The following is an 18,767-nucleotide window of genomic DNA, read 5'->3' on the forward strand; positions in this document are numbered from 1 at the left end:
CCACGGCCGCGGTACGCATACGCCGGGAGAAGTCTCTTCAACTGATGGTCTTCGCCTGGATAGCCTGAAGGGGTGGAACTAGGAGTGAACGTGCCGAACTTCGGGCCGGGAACCAACCCCGCCCGGCTGCGCGACTGGGCGCGGGTCGTCGAAGGACTCGGGTACGACCTGCTGATGGTCTCGGATCATGTGGTGATCACACCGGACGTCGCGGAGCAGTACCCGGAGCCGTTCTACGAGCCGTTCACGACGCTCAGCTGGCTGGCCGGCATCACCCAACGGGTGCGGCTCGGGACGACGGTGCTGATCGCGCCGTACCGGCATCCGTTGCTGACGGCAAGGATGGCGGCGAACCTGAACGCGCTGAGCGACGGCCGCCTGGTGCTCGGCGTCGGGATCGGCTGGGCGCGGCAGGAGTTCGAGGCGCTCGGCGCGGACCATTCCGCCCGCGGCCGGCGTACCGACGAGGTGCTCGCGGAGCTGCGACGGGTGTGGGCCGACGGTCCGGCGATCCCGATCTGGGTGGGCGGCAGCAGTCCGGCAGGACTGCGGCGGACCGTCCGGTACGGCGACGCGTGGCACCCGCTGCGGCAGACGATCGCGCAACTGCGCGACGGGCTGACGCGGCTGACCACGATCGCGGCGGAGCTCGACCGGCCGGTGCCGGAGTTCGCGCCGCGGATCCTGCTCCGGCTGACCGGCGACCCGTTGCCCGACGATGATCGGAGCGCGGGCGAAGGATCGATCGACCAGGTGCTGCAGGACCTCGCCGTACTGCGGGATCTCGGCGCGCGGAGCGTCGTGTTCGATCCGTTCGTCGGTGATCCCGCCGAGACGGAACGGCCGGAGACGGCTTGGCAGGCTTTGGCTACGACTGTGGAGAACTGGAGACGAAGTGACACCTGAGGCAGAAGGATTCCTGCGCCGCGCGATCGCGCTGGCCGCCGCGTCGCGGGCGGACGGCGACGCGCCGTTCGGTTCGCTGCTGGTCGGGCCGGACGGGAACGTACTGGCCGAGGACCACAACACCACGCACAGTGAGAACAACATCAGCTTCCACCCGGAGCTGAAGCTCGCGGTGTGGGCTGCGCAGCACCTGACCCCGGAGGTCGCGGCCGGCACGACCATGTACACGAGCTGCCAGCCGTGCGAGATGTGCACCGGCGCACTGGCGCGGTCCGGGCTCGGCAAGGTGGTGTTCGCACTCTCGAACGACCAGCTCAACGGCCTCAAAACAACCGGCGGCTTCACCGACGTACCCCTCGAAGGCCCAGCACTGTACGACGAGGCACGAGTCCCACTGGACGGCTTCTACAACTGATGCAGGTGACAGAGCCTGTACTACCTGCACTCCGACTCGAGGTCGCGTCCGGGCAGCGGGTCTTGCTGCGGCAGCGGGAGCGAGTCGTGCTGCTCGTACGGGGCGACCTGCGCAACTACGGCCTGCAGGTGCATCGGACAGGTGGCTACGAGTCGCCCCTGCCTCCACTGCACGCGGACTTGGTACGCCGCGAGCCCAGCTGGCTGCACCAGTACGAGGCGTGGCTGCGTGCGTCGTCCGTCGGTCCGCTGCACGCCGGCACGTGGACGCTGGAGACGCGGCCGCTTCCGGCATACAGCATGCACGCCGACTTGGTGCGCTCGTACCCGTCCGCGTACTTGGACTGGTTCGGCGACGGGTGGAACGGGCTGCTGCCGCTGCGGGAGCTGCCTCGCGAGGACGCTGGTCGTGTGAAGGCGTACCGGAAGCAGGCCGTCGACGGGACACTGCCGCCGTTGCTGCTGTGGTGGGTGAGTGCGTTCGACGGCTGGCTGATTCTCGACGGCCACTGCCGCCTCGTCGCGGCGCATGCGGAAGGGATCGAGCCGCGCGTCGTGCAACTGTCCCTGGCCATGGAGCCGGCTGACCACGCAGACGTCATCCACTCCGCGACCGCTCGGCACGAGCAGACGATGGCGTCGATCGAGCGCCAGATCGCGGCCGGCGTACCAGGCGCCGAGCGTGCGGCCGAGCGGATGCAGCGGGCCTTCGAGGACCTCGTGTCGGAGGGGTTCGCAGTGCGTACGCGGGGATGGCCGTTGCGCGGCGGCGTACCGGAGTGGGAGCGGATCGCAGCGGAATCAAGCGGGCCGGGCTTCTCCGGCTGATGGTGCGGGGTCCCGGTTACCGGGACCCCGCGCGCGTCAGCGGAGTTTCGTGAGGCAGAGGGTGTACTTCGTCGAGCCGTGCTCGTAGACGTACGACGCGTCGGCGTTGTCACCGCACTGGCTGTCGTCGGTGGAGTCGTCGATCTTGTCCACGATCTTGTACGCCGCGTCGGACGAGCCGCAGTCGACGACCTTCACGTCCGGCTTCGCCGAGGTGCCGTTGTTCACGACGCAGGCACCGATCTTGGCCTTGGACTCGGTCGAGTTCAGGTTCGCGAACACGATCACCGCGATCAGGGCGACCGGCAGCAGCAGGCCGAGGATCGCCGGGCGCTGGAACAGCGGCTTGCCCGGGTTCATCGGCCGGCCCGGACCGGGCGTCGGCTCGGGGAGACCCTTGAACTTCTGCATCGGGCCGATGTTCATCAGCATCGTGATCGGGTTGATGATCGACGAGCCGATGCCCCACCAGCCCTGCCAGAGGCTCTTCGAGGTCATGTCGCGAACCGACGCGACCCCGCAGGTACGGCAGAACGGGCCCTGCAGCTTGAGGAACCGCATCAAGATGATCAGGCCCTGGTGCCCGCGGACGGTCGCCTCGACGGCCGGGTAGCCACCGCAGAAGCGGCAGACCATCTGGCCCTGCGGTGCGAAGCCCTGCTGCGGGAACGACTGTCCCTGCTGGTGCTGGCCCGGCTGCTGGTACTGGCCGTACTGCGGTGCCTGCTGCTGGGGTGCCTGCTGCTGGCCGGCGTACTGCTGCTGGTATTCCTGCTGGTACTGCTGACCGGGCTGGCCACCGTACTGCTGGTCCTGCTGGCCCGGGTACGGAGGCTGCTGACCCGGCTGGCTGTACTGCGGGAACTGCTGCGGCGGCGGACCGTAGCCGCCCGGCTGACCGGACTGCGGGTTCTGCGGCGGCTGGGGAGGGGATGTGGTCACGAATCGTTCCTGAGGCTTCGTCGGGACACGCTGAACCATGGCACCTTACTCACCCGGGTGGTCCATCGAGCCGTACCGGTCGGTCAATTCTCGGCCAAGACGTGCCAGCTCCGCCTGAACCGACGGCGGACCGAGCACTTCGATCGATCCGCCCCAACCGGCGAGGTGCTGGGCGATCATCAACGGTGTCGGCGCCGTCACCCTGATCCGGACGCGATCACCGTCCGGACCGTCGACCTCGCAGTTCCGGCCGAGCCGGTCCTGCATCACCCACACGAACCGCTCGTCCAGCAGAACCGTTGCCGTCAGCCCCGATCGGCGTTCCTCCATCCGCTCGACGATCTCCGCCCACGCCGATGACAGTTCGAAGTCGTCCGGTCGCTCGAAGGAGTCACCGGTCGGTGCCGCCGTACCGATCCGGTCGATCCGGAACGTCCGCCGGCCGTTGGGGGTCCCCGCGATCAGGTACCAGACGTCGTCCTTGTCGACGAGACCGAGCGGGTCGACGGTGCGTTCCGACGTACCGCTGCCGCCGCGTCCTGAGTAGACCAGTCGGACCTGTTCCCGGCGTACGACGGCGTCCTGCAGGCGACGCACCAGCTCGGGACGCTCCTTCACGTTCTCGCCCCAGCGCGCCGGGTCGATGACCACCGCGTCGGCTGCGGCCTGCGCGGACTCACGGAAGGTGCCCGGCAATGCGCCGACGAGTTTGCGAAGGGCTGCCTTGGCCTCCGGTGCGACCGCTGCCGCGGGGCCGACGAGTAGGAACAGTGCTTGCGCCTCAGCCGCTGTCAGGCCGCTCAGATCGGTGCGTGCGCCGCCGACGAGCTGCCAGCCGCCGTTCCGGCCGGGCTGTGGATAGACCGGGATGCCGGCTGTGGACAACGCCTCGAGATCGCGGCGCGCGGTCGCGACCGAGATCTCCAGCTCGCCGGCGACCTCGCTCGCGGTCACCCGCCCGCGCGCCTGCATCAGCAACAGCAGCGCCACCAACCGATCAGCCCGCACGCGCCGATCGTCGCAGACAAAGCGCTCACCTGGTGAGCACTTCCGGTGGGTTACCCTCAGAACCGGACGGACTTCTTCCGGAATGGTGAGCGATGGCGTACGACGTGAGCCCGACCGCGCGGACCCTGATGGTCCTGGAGCTGATCCAGAACAGTCCCGGCATCACCGCGGAGCAACTCGGCGACAAGCTCGGGGTGTCCGAGCGCGCGGCCCGCCGGTACGTCGCGATCCTGCGCGAGGCCGACATCCCGATCGAGTCGATGCGCGGCCCGTACGGCGGGTACCGCGTCGGGCGCGGACTGCGGCTGCCGCCGCTGATGTTCAGCCCGACCGAGGCGCTCGGCCTGGTGATGGCCGTCCTCGAAGGGCCGCGCGGCGCCGCCGACCCGGTCGAGACCGCGCTCGGCAAGATCATCCGCGTACTGCCCGAACCGGTCGCCCGATCCACCGACGCGATCCGGCGCGTGAGTGCCCGCGGACCCGATCCGGGCGCCCGGACGCCGGACCCGGAGATTACCGCTGCCCTCGTCACGCACAGCACCGACTGCCGGCGGATCACCATCCAGTACCAGCGGCACCAGAACGCCTGGCCGATGGACGTCGACCCGTGGGCCGTCGTCGTACGGCGCGGACGCTGGTACCTGCTCTGCTGGTCCCACACCAAGGACGCCCAACGCGTCCTCCGCGTCGACAAGATCACCCAGGTGGAACCGCAGGCCGGCCTCTTCACCCCACCTGCCGACCTCGACCCGCTGGCGGCCGTCGAAGAACACTTGGCCATGGGCTGGCGCTATCCGATCGAAGTCGAGATCGACGCTTCCCGCGAGGACGCCGCCTGCTGGATCCCCCGCAGCATGGGCCGTCTGGAACCCATCGACGACACCCACACCCGCCTCCTCGCGAGCACCGACGAGCCCGACTGGTACGCCACCCAACTCCTCGCAATCCGCGCCCCCTACCGCATCCTCGCCGCCCCCGAACTCCAATCCGCCGCCCGAACCCTCGCCCACCGCCTCCTCTCCGCCACCCCCGACACCTGATGCTCACGTGGGGTACTGCCGACCGCGTAGCCCTACTGATCCACGCCGATCCGAGCCGGTACGTGTCGCGGGCGCGGGCGCGCGAGCTCGAGGACCTGGGATTTGCGGTCCGTTCGGTCGCCGGGGCCGGTCACTGCGTCTGGTACGGGCATCTCGAAGAGTTCCTCGAAGCGCTGGACGATCTGCAGTTCGACAGGTAGTACACCCCGAGACACCGTACGCGCGCAGCACTTCCGCGCTCAAGTGCACTAGGTCGGGACCGGATACTTCCTGTCGAAGTGCCGCGGACTGTCGGTCGGTGGGGTTAGCGTTCGCGGTGGAGGTTCTAGTGGGAGGAGTGGGTGATGGCTACGTTGTCTGGGCGGTCTAATACGGCTGTTCTGGTTGTTGATGTGCAGAACGGTGTTGTGAGTGGGGCGTACGAGCGGGATCTGGTGGTCGGCAACATCGGCGCGGTGGTGGGGAAGGCGCGCGCTGGGGGAGTGCCGGTGGTTTGGGTGCAGCACTCGAGCGATAACCTGCAGAAGGACTCCGACGAGTGGCAACTGGTTCCGGAGTTGTCGCGTGAGGAGCCGGAGGCGCTGGTTCACAAGAAGTACCCGGACTCGTTCGAGGGGACCGATCTGGAGGACGTGCTCGCCGCGGCCGGCGTCGGGCACCTGGTGGTCAGTGGTGCTCAGACCGATGAGTGCATCCGGTCGACCATCCACGGCGCGATGACCCGCGGCTATGACGTGACGCTGGTCGGCGACGCACACACGACCGAGGACCTGTCGGAGTGGGGCGCCCCCACCCCGGACAAGGTCATCGCGCACACCAACCTGTACTGGGACAACCACGAAGCCCCCAACCGCACAGCCACAGTCACGAAAACCGCAGACCTAACCTTCTGAGCCTTCTGAGCCTTCTGAGTCCGGCTGCTGACGGGTTGTTTGATCGCTGGCGGGTTGCAGCAGGCCAGCGGCGCAACAACCCACCAGCGGTCGGGTGAATCAGGCGGCCCAGCGGGCAGGCGGCCAGTGGCGGGTCAGTCGGTGAGGGCGTTGAGGGTGGTTAGGTCTTCGGGGGTCAGGGTGAGGTTTCCCGCTTCGAGGTTTTGTTCCAGGTGGTGCCGGCTCGAGGTGCCTGGGATGGCCAGGACGTGGGGTCCGCGGCTGAGGGTCCAGGCGAGCCGGACCTGCGCTTCGGTCGCGCCGTGACGGGCCGCGATCTGCTGGACCGGATCCGAATCGGGAACTCCGCCGGCCTCGCGTGACTCGGCGGTGACCGCGAAGAACGGGATGAACGCGATCCCCAGCTCACCGCACAGTTGCAGGATCTCGTCGTTCACCCGCCCGAATCCGACGCTGTACCGGTTCTGCACCGCGACCACCGGCGCAATCTCGCGCGCCTCGTGCAAGTGGTGGACGCGAACATTCGAAATGCCGAGCTGCCGGATCAGCCCCTTCGTCTGCAGTTCCGCCAGTACGCCGAAATGCTCCGCGATCGAGTCGAGCCGCATTTGCCGCAGATACACGAGATCGAGACAATCCACGCCGAGCGCGCGCAGATCGGCCTCCACCAACCCGCGCAGCTCGTCCGGCCGCGCCAGCCCGAGCGGTGTCGGGCCGACCTTGGTCGCGATCACCAGATCCTTCGGGTACGGAGCGAGCGCGCTCCAGATCACGTCGTTCGCCCAGTCCAGGCTCTCGAAACTGGTCTGACCGGCTCCGCCGTAGCTCGGGTAGAACGCAGCGGTGTCGATGTGGTTCACCCCCAGCTCGACGACGCGCCGCAGCAGCGCGGCCGCCCGCTCGCGGACCTCAACACCATCGGCCTGGGCGGACCCCGCCAGCCGCTTGGCCCCGAACCCGATCCGCCGCACCCGGTCGGTCCCGAGCTGCCAGAATTCGCTGGACTTGCTTTCCGCAATTTCTGATGATAGGTTTGTTGTTGTAGTGGTATTTTCCTGTGAATTCTGCATTTGGTCAGGATAAATGCTTCCGGGAATTTCGTCCACCTTTTCCGCGGACTTCTTTCGCTGAAAATCCCGTTGTCAGCTCCCCGGTCGCGCTGCGATCGTCAGGTGATGCTCAACGATCTGCTCGGCGAGGCGCTCACCATCGACCGCTATCCGCGCTCGAACACGTACGACCAGCGCTGGGTCGTCGACAACCTGATGGGCCCGCATCCGCTATGGAGTGCGGAGAGCCTGCTGCAGGTGCTGACGCTGCGGCCCGGGATGCGCGTCCTCGACCTCGGCTGCGGTACGGCCCTGACGTCGATCTTCCTGGCCCGTGAGTACGACGTCGAAGTCTGGGCGACCGATCTGTGGGTCGACCCGACCGAGAACTGGCAACGCATCCAGGACGCCGGCGCGGCAGGTCGCGTGCACCCGATCCAGGCCGACGCGCACAAGCTCCCGTTCTCGCAGGGCTTCTTCGACGCGATCGTCAGCGTCGGCGCGTACAACTACTTCGGCACCGGCGTCGACTACCTCGCGTACCTCACCCAGTTCCTCCGCCCGAACGGGACCCTCGGCGTCATCGCCCCCGGCATCCGTACGGCTCCGGATTTCACCCCGCCGCCGTACGTCGCGGCGCGCTGGGGTCCCGACCTGTGCACCTGGCTGCCGCCGGACTGGTGGCGCAAGCTGTGGGAGCGCACAAACCTGGTCAGCGTGGAGACTGCCGACTTCGTCCCGCACGGGTGGGAGGACTGGCTGCACTGGCTCAAGGTCTGCGCCCGGGTCGGCCGCGGCTACGAACCCGACGAGCAACTGCTCGAAGCCGACGGCGGAGACCTCCTCGGCCTGACCCGCCTGGTCGCTCAACTCACCTAATCGGTCAGCTCACTCACGCGGTCAGCTCACTCAGCCTCGGCAGCAGATCCGCCGGATAGATCCCGAACTCCTCCAGCTCGCCCGGACCGGCCCACCGCAGCTCGAAGTGGTTGGTCGGGGAGTGCTCGATCGCTTCGTCGCCGGACAACTCCGGCACCCCTTCCACATCCTTGACGTGGAAGTAGTAGGCCGGGCGTCCGTTGTGCGTGCCGGTCCACAACAGCCGGTCGAGCGTCCCGGTCAGCGATGTCTCCTCCTCGAGCTCCCGCAGCGCGGCCGTCGCAGCCGACTCGCCCTCCTCCACGTGCCCTCCGGGAAGTACGGCATAGCGATGGCCGTCGCACTGCGGCCCGCGCGCGCCGGCGTACTCACACATCACGCACTCGGCCGCGGTTGCCTGCCGCAAGTACCGCTTGACGACCAGGACCTTGCCGGCACGAAGAACGACCGCGGCTCCGCGTGGAATGCTCATGGCAGAAGTTTGACGGTCGCCACGGACATTATCGATCGCCCTGGTGGGCGCTTCGTGATGAGGTCGTCGAGGACGAACTGTCGCCTGTGGGAAGGAAGTCTGATGCCGAATGCGATGATCGAGGTGCGCCGGGAGTACTCCGCGGCGGACGAGGCCGGGCTGATCGACGCGGTGCACGACGCACTGGTCAGCGCGTTCCGGATCCCGCCGCAGGACAAGGACATCCGCCTGCTGGTGCACGCGCCGCACCGGTTCGCCTGCTCGCCGCAGCTCACGAAGCCCGAGTACTTCACGCTCGTCACCATCGACTGCTTCGCCGGCCGCTCCGTCGACGCCAAGCGCGCGCTCTACAGCGAGATCGTCACGAACCTCAAGGCGTTCAACATCCCGCCCGACCACATCACGATCCTGGTCCGCGACCACCCCACCACGAACTGGGGCCTGCGTGGCGGCCAAGCAGCCTCCGACCTCGACCTCGGCTTCGACATCAACGTCTGACACTGTCCGACAATGACCCTCCGCACGGCCCGCCACCTGACCTCGCTCTTCCTCGTCCGCGACGAACGTGTGCTCCTGCTCTACCGCCGTGGCTCCCGCGCGATCGCAGACTCGTGGGTCGGGATCGGCGGCCACTTCGAGCCTCACGAACTCGCCGATCCGACCGCAGCAGCGCTGCGTGAACTGCACGAGGAGATCGGCGTTACTGCCGGGCAACTCGCCGACCTCGCCCTGCGGTACGTCGCCGTCCGCGACACCGGTACCGAGATCCGCACGACCTACTACTTCACCGCCGAACTCGCCGCCGGCGCACCGATTCCAGCGCAATGCGCCGAGGGCGATCTCGACTGGTTCGACCTCTCCGCCGATGCAACCGGGCTGGACATGCCGCCGACCGCGAAGATCGCCTTCACGCACTGGCTCACAACCGGCCGCCACGACCGCGAGCTCCGCTTGATCGCCGTCGACGCCAACGGGCGTCCGGCGGGGACGATCTAGTGATCACTGTCCAATTCCATCCGAACTGGCCGGCCGCCGAACAGACGGTGATCGAGTCGATGGCGGGGGACGGGGCTTACCGGTCGCAGTTCACCACCGGCATCTCCAACGGTGGATTGACGGCGTTCCCAGGTGGGGATCGATGGCGATGGGAGAGCCGGCTGTTCTCCGGCCGGTACGACACGCAACCTGCCACGGCCCGCCCGATCTACGGCGTCTGGAACCGGCACGCGGACGTCTACGGCGGCGCGATCCGCTTCGGGTCTTCGTACCTGCGACTGAAACCTGAGGCGATCGAACGGTCCACGTTCTGCTTCCCCGACTCTGCCCGCGACCCGGCCGACTTCGGTGACCGGGGCGCCCTGCCACATCTCTGCCGCCTGGCCGATGTGGCGGAGCTCGACCCGCTCGACGACTACGTCGAGGCCCACATCCACGGTCCGGTCACGTTCGCCGGCGATGTCGACGCGCTCGTCCTCGACCCGTCCTTCGCCGGCACAACCGTCGAGGCAGCGGCCGGTCGGCTCGGCTGCCCGATCGAATACCACCGAGGGTTCCGCGCGACGTCGGCCGACCTGGACCCGGCCTACCGAGGCGCCGAGACTGTTGCCCTAGCGCGGCGCATTGCGAGCGAGCTGACCCCGTACGCCCTCGGCGAGGCAGCCCGCCGTTATCCGCCGCAGGAGATCAAGTACGTATGGCACTCCCTGGCCCGCTTCGGTCGTCGCTAGCCTCCTCGGACAGCTGCCGCAGCTTGTCGAGTGCGTTCGTCCAGTACGCCTCGTACTGGGCAACCCACGAGCCGAAAGCGCCGTCCAGGCCGTCGTCGTCGATGCGGTAGTGCTGGTGGCGGCCGGCCTTCACCGCCACGACGAGGCCGGCCGCGCGCAGGGTCATCAGGTGCTTGGAGATCCCCGATGTCACCAGCTCAGGGAACTCGGCCGCGAGCTCGCCGACCGTGAGGCTGCCGCGTTCCATCAGCAACTCCAGCATCCGCCGCCGCGTCGGGTCCGCGATCGCCCGGAACGGGTCCGTGGCGGACTCGTCAGCCAACACCGTTCACCACGTCCGCGAGCCGCTCGAGCACCTGATGCTTGGCGGCGCCTCGCTCGTACGCATCCCGGGTCCGCTGCCACGTCGACGTACCGATGCCGGCAAAGCCGTCGTGCGTCAGCGACACCTCTGTACCGTCTCCGGTCGCGCGCAACTCGATCAGCAGCCGCCCAGGATGCTCCCACCCCGCGTCCTCTTCCATCCAGGACAGTACGAGGCGCCCTTCCGGTACGAGCTCGAGTACGACACCGCTGATCCAGGTGACGCCGTCCGCGCCGAGCATCCGGTACCGGCCGCCCTCCTTCAGTTCGATCGTCAGCGTCGACGAGAGCCAGCGGCGCAGTGCGTCCTGCGTCCCGAACTGGTGCCACACGACGCTCGGTGGGCGGGCGATCGTGATCCGGCGGGTCACTTCAGGCATGATCAAACTCCTTACCATTTGGTAATGCATTACCTCATGGTAAGACGTCTAGGTGCAACCCCTTCACGCCAACTGGTCGCGGCGACGGGTGAGGTAGGCGATCTCGGCGGTGTTCGCGGCGTGCTCGATCGCCGCGTCGTAGGCCGCGCGTGACTCCCGGCTGCGGCCGAGCCGGCGCAGCAGGTCGGCGCGGGTCGCGTGGTAGGCGTGATACGCGGACAGCTTGTCGTCGAGACCGTCGATGATCGCCAGCGCGACCTCCGGACCGTCCAGCTCGGCGACCGCGATCGCCCGGTTCAGCGCGACGATCGGGGAGTGGTCGATGCGGGCCAACTGGTCGTACAGCGCGACCACCTGCGACCAGTCGGTGTCGCGGACGTCGCGCGCCGAGGTGTGCACGGCGTTGATCGCGGCGAGGATCTGGTACCGGCCGGGCGGTCGCCGGGTCGCGAGCCGCTCACGGACCAGGTCGTGGCCTTCGGCAATCATCGTCGGGTCCCAGGCGCCACGGTCCTGCTGGTCGAGAGCGACGAGCTCGCCGCTCTGCGACACCCGTGCCGTACGACGCGCCTCGGTGAGCAGCATCAGCGCGAGCAGACCGGCAACCTCGCCGTCGGCCGGGAGCAGCGCGCGGATCAGGCGGGCGAGGCGGATCGCCTCGGCGGTCAGCTCGTGCCGCACCGGGTCGGTGTCGGCGCTGGTCGCCAGGTACCCCTCGTTGAACACCAGGAACAGCACCGCGAGCACGCCGGAGACGCGGCTCGGCAGATCCTCCGCGGCCGGGACCCGGTACGGGATCCGCGCGGCCTTGATCTTCGCCTTCGCCCGCGTGATCCGCTGGCCCATCGCGGTCTCCTGGACCAGGAAGGCGCGGGCGATCTCCGGCACGGTCAGTCCGCCGACCATCCGCAGCGTCAGCGCGACCCGGGTCTCCATCGCGAGCGCCGGGTGGCAGCACGTGAAGATCAGCCGCAGCCGCTCGTCGTCGATCACACCGAGAGGCTCGGGCTGGTCGTCGTACGACATCTGAGCCTCCTTCTGCTTGTCGTCACGCTTGTTCTCGCGGCGGATCCGGTCGATCGCCTTGCGGTTCGCGGTGGTGGTCAGCCAGGCGCCGGGGTTCGGCGGTACGCCGTCCGCGGGCCAGCGTTCGACCGCCGTCGCGTACGCCTCCGCGGCCGACTCCTCGGCGATGTCGAGGTCGCCGAACCGTTTCGCCAACGAGGCGACGACCCGCGCCCATTCGTCGCGATGGGCCCGGGTGATCGCTTCCTCGACGGCAGTCACAGAAACGGCCGCACCTCGAGCCGCCGGTTGCACACCTTGGACGCACCGGACGCCAGCTTGAGCGCCACGTCCAGATCCGGTGCCTCGAGCACCCAGAGCCCGCCCATGTACTCCTTCGCCTCCACGAACGGCCCGTCGGTGACGATCGGCTCCACACCGCGCGCGTCGATCACGGTCGCGTCGCTGGGGGAGCTGAGCCCGCCTGCGAACACCCAGTGCCCGTCCGCCTGCAGCCGCTCGTTGAACTCCCCGACCGCTTCCAGTTCCTCGTCCGTCGCCGACGTGGTCGCATCGTCGATCACAGAAACCAAGTACCGCATCATCAGCTCCAGTCCACTCGCCCGAACCCGCTTACACCCACCCAACGACCCGGACCGTCCGATTCCGACACGCGCCCCCAAATTACAGCGCGTCGAGGCGGACGTTGGCGTAGGTCGGGGGTGTGCGGGTGAGGTCGAGGGTCTCGCCGTTCGCCGCGATGTAGAGGCCGGGGCGGTGTTCGCGGACGCGGACGGTTCTGCCGTTCCAGTGGTCGAACAGGTGGACGCCGTTCTCCTTGCGCAGCCTGGCCGTTCCGTCGCGGACGCCGCTGACGTGGATCGCGTAGTCCTGGTTCCACGGTCCGTCGACGTCGGCCGGCGCCCGATCGGGCAGGTCGTTCCGGTACCGTACGGACCCGTCCTTGACCGACTCGAGGTACGCCGGACGGCCCTCACTGTCGAAGTCCCGCAACCGGTACAACTCGCCGTCCGCGGTGAACTCGTCCGCGCTGACGAACTCGACCGCCATGCGCGACTCACCGGCGATCAGGAAGCCTCCAGTGAGCGTCACCTGGTCACCACCGCCCACATAACCACCATCGACAGCGGCCGACGGAGCAGCGCCATGCCGGGCCGCAACGGGTGCCGACTTGGGCGACGCCCCGGACCCGATCAGGTCCGTCAGGATGTCGGTCGCGACCTGCCGCTGCAGTTGATGTGCAGTCGAGTTCGTCAGTACGACAACGCCGACGCCGTCCTCCGGCGCCCAGGACATGTCGGACAGGAACCCGAACCCGCCACCGCCGTGACCACGGATCGGAACGCCCCGCATCCGCCACACCGCGACACCCAGCCCGTACCCCTCATCGCGCCCGGGCACCCGATACATCTCCGCCAGCAACTCGGACGAGAGCAGCGACTCGCCACCGTTGAGATGGAACCGCAGATAGCGGCACGCATCCTCCGCGCTTGTGTACAGCCCGCCCGCGGCCACCATCGGCACCCGCACCGGCAGCCGTTTGTACCCGGTCGAATGCCCGATCGCCCGCCCGGCGTCGCGGGCGATCACCCGTGCGTCGAAGGTCGTCCGTTCCAGCCCGAGCGGCTCCAGCAACGTTCGCCGCACGAACTCGTGGAACGGCATTCCGCTGCATCGCTGCAGGACATATCCGGCCAGATCGATCCCGAGGTTCGAATACTCGTAGTGATGCCCGACCGGGAACCGCAGCCAGGTCTCGCAGATGCTCCGGCAATGCGCCTCGAACGACTCGTTCCCGACCAGGTAATTCGACCCGACCGGCGCCTCGTGCGTGAATCCCGCGGTGTGACCGAGGAGGTGCCGCAGCGTGATCCGGCGTTCGGGATGTTCCTCGAACGAGCTGTTCACCCGGAACTCCGGCAGATACCGCAGGATCGGCGCGTCCAGCTCGACGAGCCCTTCCTGTACGGCAAGCAGGACCGCCGTCGCCGTGTACATCTTGGAACACGACTGGACGCTGAACCGCGTCCCACTCTCGATCGGCAGACCGCCGGTACGCGTGGACCCGAACCCGGCCGACCACACCACCGAGTCCGCGTCACAAATCCCGATCGCCATCCCCGGCAGCCGATGCTCCTCGAGCAGCCCAGGCACGCGCTGCTGCAGATCCGCGACCACACGCTCGCTCATGACCCTCTTCTACCTCCCCGGAGGTTCAGGGTCGGCGTGCCAGGTCCGCCAGAGCCGGCCGTAGACGCCGCCGGCGCTGACCAGTTCGTCGTGCGTGCCGAGCTCGACGAGTTCGCCGGCCTCCATGACCGCGATCCTGTCGGCGTCGTGCGCCGTCTGCAAGCGGTGCGCGATCGCGATCACCGTGCGGCCTCGCAGGACACCGGCCAGCGACTGCTCCGTACGGCGTGCTGTCTTCGGGTCCAGGAGTGCGGTCGCCTCGTCGAGGATCAGCGTGTGTGGATCGGCGAGCACGACCCGAGCGAGCGAGAGTTGCTGCGCGCTCGCGTCGTCGAGATTCACGTCGGGTCCGATCTCGGTGTCGAGCCCTTCCGGGAGGTCGTGCCGCCATGCTGCGCCGACGGAATCCAGTGCGGCGTACAGCTCGTCGTCCGTCGCGTCCGGCCGGGCGATCCGCAGGTTGTCGCGCACCGTGTCGTGGAAGACGTGCTGGTCCTGGGTGATCAGTACGACGTGCTCGCGCAACTGCTCGGGCGGCAGATCCGCGACGGGCGTGCCTCCGATCGTCACCGACCCGGTGTGCGGACGGTCGAGGCCCGCGAGTAGCCGTGCGAGCGTGGACTTGCCCGCACCGGACGTACCGACGATCGCCAGCCGCTCCCCAGGTTGCACCTGCAACTCGACACCACGCAGTACGTCGCGGGCGCCTGTGTAGCTGTAGTGCGCGTTGCTCACGTGGATGCGATCGCCGCGGACCTGCGGGGCAGTTTGGGACTCGTCCTGCTGGACGTCGGCCAGACCCTCGACGCGGGCGTACGAAGCACCGGCGCCCTGCAGCTGCTCGATCCAGAGCATCAAGGTGTCGAGCGGACCGATGAGCTGACGCAGATACACCGTTGCGGTCACCACGGCTCCCAGGCTGACCAGGTCGTTCGCGTACAGCGCGCCGCCGACGAGGAGCACCATCACCATCGGCAGCGCGAGCGAGACCTCGGACCACGGGAACAGGACGGTACGCAGCCACAACGCGCCGAGCCGCGCCGTCCGCGCTTGTGCGATCGCGGCCTCGGTCGTCTCGGTCCGGCGATGCTCCAGCGCGAGCAGCTCGACCGTACGGGCGCCCTTCGCCGTACTCGCGACGACATCGGCCAGGTCTGCACCGGTAGCGGCGACGGCGAGATACGCCGGACGGGCGCGCCGCAGGTACCAGCGCACCGCGACGCCGACTCCGATCAGGCAGACGAGCCCGCACAACCCGAGCCGCGGATCAAGGATGAGCACGGCGACGATCAGGAACAGCGCGTGGATGATCGCCACCAGAACCTCAGGCACGGCCGAGCGCATCGTCGATGCGACCAGCGACGCATCAGTACTGCCACGCGCGATCAGGTCGCCCGCAGGGAGATGATCCGCGGTGCGCGGCGGCAATGAGAGGGTCCGGCGCAGGAACCGTTCCCGGACCCGCGCCGCCGTCCGTTCGCCGAACCGGTAGCCGATCGTCAGCGCCCACCAGGTCAGCAGCGTCTGCACGATCGTGAACACCAGCGCCCCGAACGCGAGCCGATCGACCGTACCGAGGACGTTGCCGTTGCCGGCCCGGATCGTGTCGATGATCCGGCCGAGCAGCCACGGAGCGATCAGGCCGGCCGCGGACGCGAGGCCGTTCACCACGACGATCGCGACGACGGCGCGACGGTCCGCGCCCAGATCGCGCAACGCCGCCGTCCGCACCTCGGCCGGTTCCGCGACCGGCAGTTGCCTACTCATCGTCGTCCTGGGCGCGGGACACCAGATCGCGGTAGTACGGATCGGTGCGCAGGAGGTCCGTGTGCGTCCCGGCCGCCGAGAGCTTGCCGTCGACGAGCACGATCACCTCGTCGGCGCGGTCGAGCACGAGTGGCGATGAGGTCGTGATCAGGGTGGTGCGGTCCTCGCGGGCCGCGCGGATCCGGTCGATGACAGCGGATTCGGTGTTCGCGTCGAGGGCCGAGGTCGGGTCGACCGCGAGCAGTACGTCGGGTGCTGCGTAGACGGCGCGGGCGAGCCGGATGCGCTGTCGCTGCCCGCCGGACAGGTCCGTACCGCCCGCGGCGAGAGGCGCGTCGAGGCCGTCGGGCAAGGCCTCCACGACGTCATCGGCGACGGCGATGCGGAGCGCCGTACGGATCTTGTCGTCGTCAGGGTCGAGGCGTCCGGAGACGACGTCCCGGATTGTGCCGGCGAAGATCTCGGCATCGTTGTCGGCGACAACCAATCGGTGCCGGAGGTCCTCGCGGGTGACCTCGGTGAGTCGCACCCCTGACCACGTCACGCCTGCATCGGTGCTGAGTTGCCCGAGCCGCTCGACGACCGCGATCGCCTCCGCGGGGCGGGCCGCGACCAGTGCCGTCAGCAGGCCGGGACGAACCACGACACCGGATACCGGATCGATCAACGGGCCGCTGCCGTACGGGATCGAGGCTGCAGCGCGGGTGTCGTCGTGGGGGAGCGGCAGGTTGAGGAGATCGATGATGCGCCGACCGGCGACGCGGGCGCGGGCGATGTCGCCGCCACCCTCGATGAAGAAGGACACGGGGACGACCAGCACGGCGACGTACCCGTACACGGCCACGAGTTCGCCGATCGTGATGTCGCCGGTGGCTGCCATCCGCGCGGACAGCCAGACGACCGCGGCGAGGAACAGTGCGGGCAGGCCGGTCGACAGCGCGCCGACCCAGCTCGCGGGGCCGGCGACGCGGTAGCCGTGACCTACCAGCCTTTGGGATTCCTCGCCGTAGCGTTCGGCGACGAACGTCTTGCCGCCGAGGCCGTTGAGGACGCGAAGTCCGGCGAGTACGTCGACGAGGCGGGTTGTCAGGCTTCCTTGGTGCACGCGGTACGTGCCGCCGGTGCGTTCGATGCGCTGCAGGAACGGGCCGACCGCGAGGGCGAGCAGTGGTACGCCGGCAAGGATGACCGCGGCGAGCAACGGGGAGGTGGCGAACAGTACGACGGCGATGACCGCGTACGCGACGACTGCCCCGACGCCGGGACCGGTGACGGTGAGCGCCTGTGCGACCGTGTAGACGTCGCTGATGCCGACCGTGACCACCTCGCCGGCACTCATCCGCCGACTCAGCGATGCACCGAGACGCGACGTGTGCCAGACCGTAGCGCGGACCGAACGGAACGATGCGTCCATCCGGATCTTCGTCATCGTCCGATGCCGGGCAATCCCGAGCAGCGCGTTGAGCACGCTGACTGCGAGCAGTACGAGAGCCCACTTGACCAGCGCCGGCGTATCGCTTGCGACCAGTCCGTCATCCACCGCCCGCGACAACACCCACGGCGGCACAGCAAGCCCGACCGTCCAGCACACCCCGAACACAGTGCCCAACGCGACCCGCCGCCCCTGCGACCGCGTAAGCCACCACATGAACCGAACCGGCCCCGCCAGATCCCGAGCCCCCGGCGGCGCCCACGTCTCACCCATCCGGTCCAACCACCCACGAACGCCCGCCACCCCACCACCCCCAGGCCGCCAGCTCGTGATCCGTTTCACAAACCTACTACACAACCACCCCATTCGCTGCCGGAGCTGCGGATAGGCTGCGACGGTGGCTTCCCAGTACAGCGGCGACGACTTCTACTGCGACGTGGCGATCCCGGCACCCGAGCGGCTGGACGTGGTGCACGAGGACGACCTGGTCCTCGCGTTCCACCACACCCGGCCGTACTGGCGGACCCACATCGTGGTCGTACCGAAGCAGCACATCCCCTCATTCACCACACTGACCTCGGCCGACGAGAAGGTTGCACGTCGGCTGTTCGCGGTTGTCCAGGCGATCGCGACGGAGACGGAGCGTACGACGGGCGCTGCCGCCGTCCTGACGAACCTCGGCGACTACCAGGACTCCAAGCACCTACACATCCACGTGCACAGCGGTCCCCGCACCTGAACGACAGACCAGGTGGAGGAACGAGGGGATTCGGGACCATTTGTTGGTGGGGTCTTCGGCTGAGTGTTCTCGGAGTTGTTCGATGACGAAGCCGGCGGCGGTGAGGGCGTCGGTGTAGGTCTGCAGAGGGCGGTGAATTCCGTGGTACGTCATGGAAAGGTCCTCGCGGGTGCGGACAGTGGTGAAGTGCCGCGGCGCGGTGTAGGAATCGCGAATGACGAACGGCGGGTTCTCGTCGGTGGTGTCCTGATCGAAACGGCCGGCCGAACTCAGCGGATGCGCGATCGCGATCACGAATCTCCCGCCGTCCACGAGAATCCTGCCGACTTCCCGGATCGCCGGGACGACGTCGTCCATGTCGTGCAAGCACATGAACGCCACCGCGCAGTCGGCAACCGCGTCCGGCAAAGGCAGACTGACTGCATCCGCGACGACAGCCGGCACCGGTACGTCGGGATGCGTCGCCGCGGACCGGGTCATCGTCGGCGACCTGTCGATCGCCAGTACCCGATGACCTCGTGCCCGCAACTCACGACTGACCCGGCCCTCGCCCGCACCGACGTCGACCGTGAGCCGCCCAGGTGGCGGGATCAACGGCAGGAACGCCACCTTGTGCGAGCTGTAACTGTCCAGCCCTCGCCGGGTCCACTGGATCCACGCCCCGGCGTTGACGTCCCACCCATCAGCCAATCGCTCATCTCGCATCACCGCA

General features: G+C 68.4%; 23 protein-coding genes. 11 read left to right on the forward strand and 12 right to left on the reverse strand.

The genetic code is table 11. From position 1 onward, the window contains the following. The first annotated feature begins 72 nt into the window (after positions 1 to 72). Genes ACGFI6_RS23665 through ACGFI6_RS23675 form a run of 3 tightly spaced genes read left to right on the forward strand, consistent with a single transcriptional unit; the run spans position 73 to position 2,148 of the window. Positions 73 to 906, forward strand: coding sequence for an LLM class flavin-dependent oxidoreductase (locus tag ACGFI6_RS23665; RefSeq protein WP_393121936.1), 834 nt, complete (start codon positions 73 to 75; stop codon positions 904 to 906). After that, the gene (locus ACGFI6_RS23670) at positions 896 to 1,321 is read left to right on the forward strand and encodes a nucleoside deaminase (protein WP_393121937.1); all 426 of its coding nucleotides are present in this window, start codon (positions 896 to 898) and stop codon (positions 1,319 to 1,321) included. The genes ACGFI6_RS23665 and ACGFI6_RS23670 overlap by 11 nt, the downstream gene beginning before the upstream one ends. A gap of 5 nt (positions 1,322 to 1,326) precedes the next feature. Beyond that, positions 1,327 to 2,148 carry a hypothetical protein gene (locus ACGFI6_RS23675; protein ID WP_393121939.1) on the forward strand — a complete coding sequence of 274 codons (822 nt, stop codon included), beginning with the start codon at positions 1,327 to 1,329 and terminating at the stop codon, positions 2,146 to 2,148. Positions 2,149 to 2,184: 36 nt separating this feature from the next. Here ACGFI6_RS23675 and ACGFI6_RS23680 read toward each other — a convergent pair whose 3' ends face one another. Both ACGFI6_RS23680 and ACGFI6_RS23685 read right to left on the reverse strand, forming a co-directional pair. Continuing rightward, complete coding sequence (locus ACGFI6_RS23680) at positions 2,185 to 3,090, reverse strand: toxin-antitoxin system, toxin component (protein ID WP_393121941.1); 906 nt, start codon at positions 3,088 to 3,090, stop codon at positions 2,185 to 2,187. Between the two features lie 45 nt (positions 3,091 to 3,135). Then, entirely contained in the window at positions 3,136 to 4,098 is a 963-nt protein-coding gene (locus tag ACGFI6_RS23685; RefSeq protein ID WP_393121942.1) for a helix-turn-helix transcriptional regulator, read from the reverse strand. Between the two features lie 92 nt (positions 4,099 to 4,190). Between ACGFI6_RS23685 and ACGFI6_RS23690 the strand changes: the two genes are divergently transcribed. The 3 genes from ACGFI6_RS23690 to ACGFI6_RS23700 all read left to right on the forward strand — a co-directional run bounded on the left by ACGFI6_RS23690 (position 4,191) and on the right by ACGFI6_RS23700 (position 6,031). Then, positions 4,191 to 5,138 carry a helix-turn-helix transcriptional regulator gene (locus ACGFI6_RS23690; RefSeq protein WP_393121944.1) on the forward strand — a complete coding sequence of 316 codons (948 nt, stop codon included), beginning with the start codon at positions 4,191 to 4,193 and terminating at the stop codon, positions 5,136 to 5,138. Beyond that, positions 5,138 to 5,338: a hypothetical protein gene (locus ACGFI6_RS23695; protein WP_393121946.1), complete on the forward strand. Its 201-nt coding sequence runs from the start codon at positions 5,138 to 5,140 to the stop codon at positions 5,336 to 5,338. The genes ACGFI6_RS23690 and ACGFI6_RS23695 overlap by 1 nt, the downstream gene beginning before the upstream one ends. A gap of 144 nt (positions 5,339 to 5,482) precedes the next feature. Next, positions 5,483 to 6,031, forward strand: coding sequence for an isochorismatase family protein (locus ACGFI6_RS23700; protein ID WP_393121948.1), 549 nt, complete (start codon positions 5,483 to 5,485; stop codon positions 6,029 to 6,031). A 134-nt stretch (positions 6,032 to 6,165) separates the two neighbouring features. On the opposite strand, the gene ACGFI6_RS23705 is transcribed toward ACGFI6_RS23700, so the two are convergent. Then, on the reverse strand, positions 6,166 to 7,101 hold the full coding sequence (locus ACGFI6_RS23705; protein WP_393121950.1) for an aldo/keto reductase: 936 nt from the start codon (positions 7,099 to 7,101) through the stop codon (positions 6,166 to 6,168). Positions 7,102 to 7,206: 105 nt separating this feature from the next. On the opposite strand from ACGFI6_RS23705, the gene ACGFI6_RS23710 reads away from it, so the two are divergent. Further along, on the forward strand, positions 7,207 to 7,959 hold the full coding sequence (locus tag ACGFI6_RS23710) for an SAM-dependent methyltransferase (protein ID WP_393121952.1): 753 nt from the start codon (positions 7,207 to 7,209) through the stop codon (positions 7,957 to 7,959). Positions 7,960 to 7,972: 13 nt separating this feature from the next. Here ACGFI6_RS23710 and ACGFI6_RS23715 read toward each other — a convergent pair whose 3' ends face one another. Further along, on the reverse strand, positions 7,973 to 8,431 hold the full coding sequence (locus ACGFI6_RS23715; RefSeq protein WP_393121954.1) for an NUDIX hydrolase: 459 nt from the start codon (positions 8,429 to 8,431) through the stop codon (positions 7,973 to 7,975). Positions 8,432 to 8,533: 102 nt separating this feature from the next. Here ACGFI6_RS23715 and ACGFI6_RS23720 point away from each other — a divergent pair, with 102 nt between their 5' ends. The 3 genes from ACGFI6_RS23720 to ACGFI6_RS23730 are packed head-to-tail and all read left to right on the forward strand — an operon-like array spanning position 8,534 to position 10,158. Further along, positions 8,534 to 8,929: a tautomerase family protein gene (locus tag ACGFI6_RS23720; RefSeq protein WP_393121956.1), complete on the forward strand. Its 396-nt coding sequence runs from the start codon at positions 8,534 to 8,536 to the stop codon at positions 8,927 to 8,929. 12 nt (positions 8,930 to 8,941) lie between these two features. Beyond that, a complete protein-coding gene (locus ACGFI6_RS23725; RefSeq protein ID WP_393121958.1) occupies positions 8,942 to 9,427 on the forward strand; it encodes an NUDIX domain-containing protein in 486 nt (161 codons plus the stop codon). Further along, complete coding sequence (locus ACGFI6_RS23730) at positions 9,427 to 10,158, forward strand: DUF3626 domain-containing protein (RefSeq protein ID WP_393121960.1); 732 nt, start codon at positions 9,427 to 9,429, stop codon at positions 10,156 to 10,158. Before ACGFI6_RS23725 ends, ACGFI6_RS23730 begins: the two co-directional genes overlap by 1 nt. Here the strand turns inward: ACGFI6_RS23730 and ACGFI6_RS23735 are convergent. From ACGFI6_RS23735 to ACGFI6_RS23765, 7 genes are all read right to left on the reverse strand, one after another. Continuing rightward, positions 10,115 to 10,480 (reverse strand): ArsR/SmtB family transcription factor, encoded by a 366-nt coding sequence (locus ACGFI6_RS23735; protein WP_393121962.1) that lies wholly within the window; start codon positions 10,478 to 10,480, stop codon positions 10,115 to 10,117. The two genes, ACGFI6_RS23730 and ACGFI6_RS23735, sit on opposite strands and share 44 nt — an antisense overlap. Beyond that, the gene (locus ACGFI6_RS23740) at positions 10,473 to 10,901 is read right to left on the reverse strand and encodes an SRPBCC domain-containing protein (RefSeq protein ID WP_393121964.1); all 429 of its coding nucleotides are present in this window, start codon (positions 10,899 to 10,901) and stop codon (positions 10,473 to 10,475) included. Before ACGFI6_RS23740 ends, ACGFI6_RS23735 begins: the two co-directional genes overlap by 8 nt. A gap of 63 nt (positions 10,902 to 10,964) precedes the next feature. Continuing rightward, positions 10,965 to 12,188 (reverse strand): RNA polymerase sigma factor, encoded by a 1,224-nt coding sequence (locus ACGFI6_RS23745; RefSeq protein WP_393121966.1) that lies wholly within the window; start codon positions 12,186 to 12,188, stop codon positions 10,965 to 10,967. Further along, a complete protein-coding gene (locus ACGFI6_RS23750; protein WP_393122530.1) occupies positions 12,185 to 12,508 on the reverse strand; it encodes a YciI family protein in 324 nt (107 codons plus the stop codon). The genes ACGFI6_RS23745 and ACGFI6_RS23750 overlap by 4 nt, the downstream gene beginning before the upstream one ends. An 82-nt stretch (positions 12,509 to 12,590) precedes the next feature. Next, a complete protein-coding gene (locus tag ACGFI6_RS23755; RefSeq protein ID WP_393121968.1) occupies positions 12,591 to 14,117 on the reverse strand; it encodes a serine hydrolase domain-containing protein in 1,527 nt (508 codons plus the stop codon). A 9-nt stretch (positions 14,118 to 14,126) separates the two neighbouring features. Further along, positions 14,127 to 15,884 carry an ABC transporter ATP-binding protein gene (locus ACGFI6_RS23760; RefSeq protein ID WP_393121970.1) on the reverse strand — a complete coding sequence of 586 codons (1,758 nt, stop codon included), beginning with the start codon at positions 15,882 to 15,884 and terminating at the stop codon, positions 14,127 to 14,129. Beyond that, the gene (locus ACGFI6_RS23765; RefSeq protein ID WP_393121971.1) at positions 15,877 to 17,589 is read right to left on the reverse strand and encodes an ABC transporter ATP-binding protein; all 1,713 of its coding nucleotides are present in this window, start codon (positions 17,587 to 17,589) and stop codon (positions 15,877 to 15,879) included. The genes ACGFI6_RS23760 and ACGFI6_RS23765 overlap by 8 nt, the downstream gene beginning before the upstream one ends. Positions 17,590 to 17,713: 124 nt before the next feature. Here ACGFI6_RS23765 and ACGFI6_RS23770 point away from each other — a divergent pair, with 124 nt between their 5' ends. After that, the gene (locus ACGFI6_RS23770; RefSeq protein ID WP_393121973.1) at positions 17,714 to 18,055 is read left to right on the forward strand and encodes an HIT domain-containing protein; all 342 of its coding nucleotides are present in this window, start codon (positions 17,714 to 17,716) and stop codon (positions 18,053 to 18,055) included. Here the strand turns inward: ACGFI6_RS23770 and ACGFI6_RS23775 are convergent. Beyond that, positions 18,020 to 18,760, reverse strand: coding sequence for a class I SAM-dependent methyltransferase (locus ACGFI6_RS23775; RefSeq protein WP_393121975.1), 741 nt, complete (start codon positions 18,758 to 18,760; stop codon positions 18,020 to 18,022). The two genes, ACGFI6_RS23770 and ACGFI6_RS23775, sit on opposite strands and share 36 nt — an antisense overlap. Between the last annotated feature and the right edge of the window lie 7 nt (positions 18,761 to 18,767).

This window comes from Kribbella sp. NPDC048928, assembly GCF_043197975.1.
Lineage (GTDB): Bacteria > Actinomycetota > Actinomycetes > Propionibacteriales > Kribbellaceae > Kribbella.

Bases quoted from the DNA above. Each gene is read 5' to 3' on its own strand.
- ACGFI6_RS23690 (WP_393121944.1), top strand. From the start codon at position 4,191: ATGGCGTACGACGTGAGCCCGACCGCGCGGACCCTGATGGTCCTGGAG.
- ACGFI6_RS23695 (WP_393121946.1), top strand. From the start codon at position 5,138: ATGCTCACGTGGGGTACTGCCGACCGCGTAGCCCTACTGATCCACGCC.
- ACGFI6_RS23700 (WP_393121948.1), top strand. From the start codon at position 5,483: ATGGCTACGTTGTCTGGGCGGTCTAATACGGCTGTTCTGGTTGTTGAT.
- ACGFI6_RS23705 (WP_393121950.1), bottom strand. From the start codon at position 7,101: ATGCAGAATTCACAGGAAAATACCACTACAACAACAAACCTATCATCA.
- ACGFI6_RS23710 (WP_393121952.1), top strand. From the start codon at position 7,207: ATGCTCAACGATCTGCTCGGCGAGGCGCTCACCATCGACCGCTATCCG.
- ACGFI6_RS23715 (WP_393121954.1), bottom strand. From the start codon at position 8,431: ATGAGCATTCCACGCGGAGCCGCGGTCGTTCTTCGTGCCGGCAAGGTC.
- ACGFI6_RS23720 (WP_393121956.1), top strand. From the start codon at position 8,534: ATGCCGAATGCGATGATCGAGGTGCGCCGGGAGTACTCCGCGGCGGAC.
- ACGFI6_RS23725 (WP_393121958.1), top strand. From the start codon at position 8,942: ATGACCCTCCGCACGGCCCGCCACCTGACCTCGCTCTTCCTCGTCCGC.
- ACGFI6_RS23740 (WP_393121964.1), bottom strand. From the start codon at position 10,901: ATGCCTGAAGTGACCCGCCGGATCACGATCGCCCGCCCACCGAGCGTC.
- ACGFI6_RS23750 (WP_393122530.1), bottom strand. From the start codon at position 12,508: ATGCGGTACTTGGTTTCTGTGATCGACGATGCGACCACGTCGGCGACG.
- ACGFI6_RS23755 (WP_393121968.1), bottom strand. From the start codon at position 14,117: ATGAGCGAGCGTGTGGTCGCGGATCTGCAGCAGCGCGTGCCTGGGCTG.
- ACGFI6_RS23760 (WP_393121970.1), bottom strand. From the start codon at position 15,884: ATGAGTAGGCAACTGCCGGTCGCGGAACCGGCCGAGGTGCGGACGGCG.
- ACGFI6_RS23765 (WP_393121971.1), bottom strand. From the start codon at position 17,589: ATGGGTGAGACGTGGGCGCCGCCGGGGGCTCGGGATCTGGCGGGGCCG.
- ACGFI6_RS23775 (WP_393121975.1), bottom strand. From the start codon at position 18,760: ATGCGAGATGAGCGATTGGCTGATGGGTGGGACGTCAACGCCGGGGCG.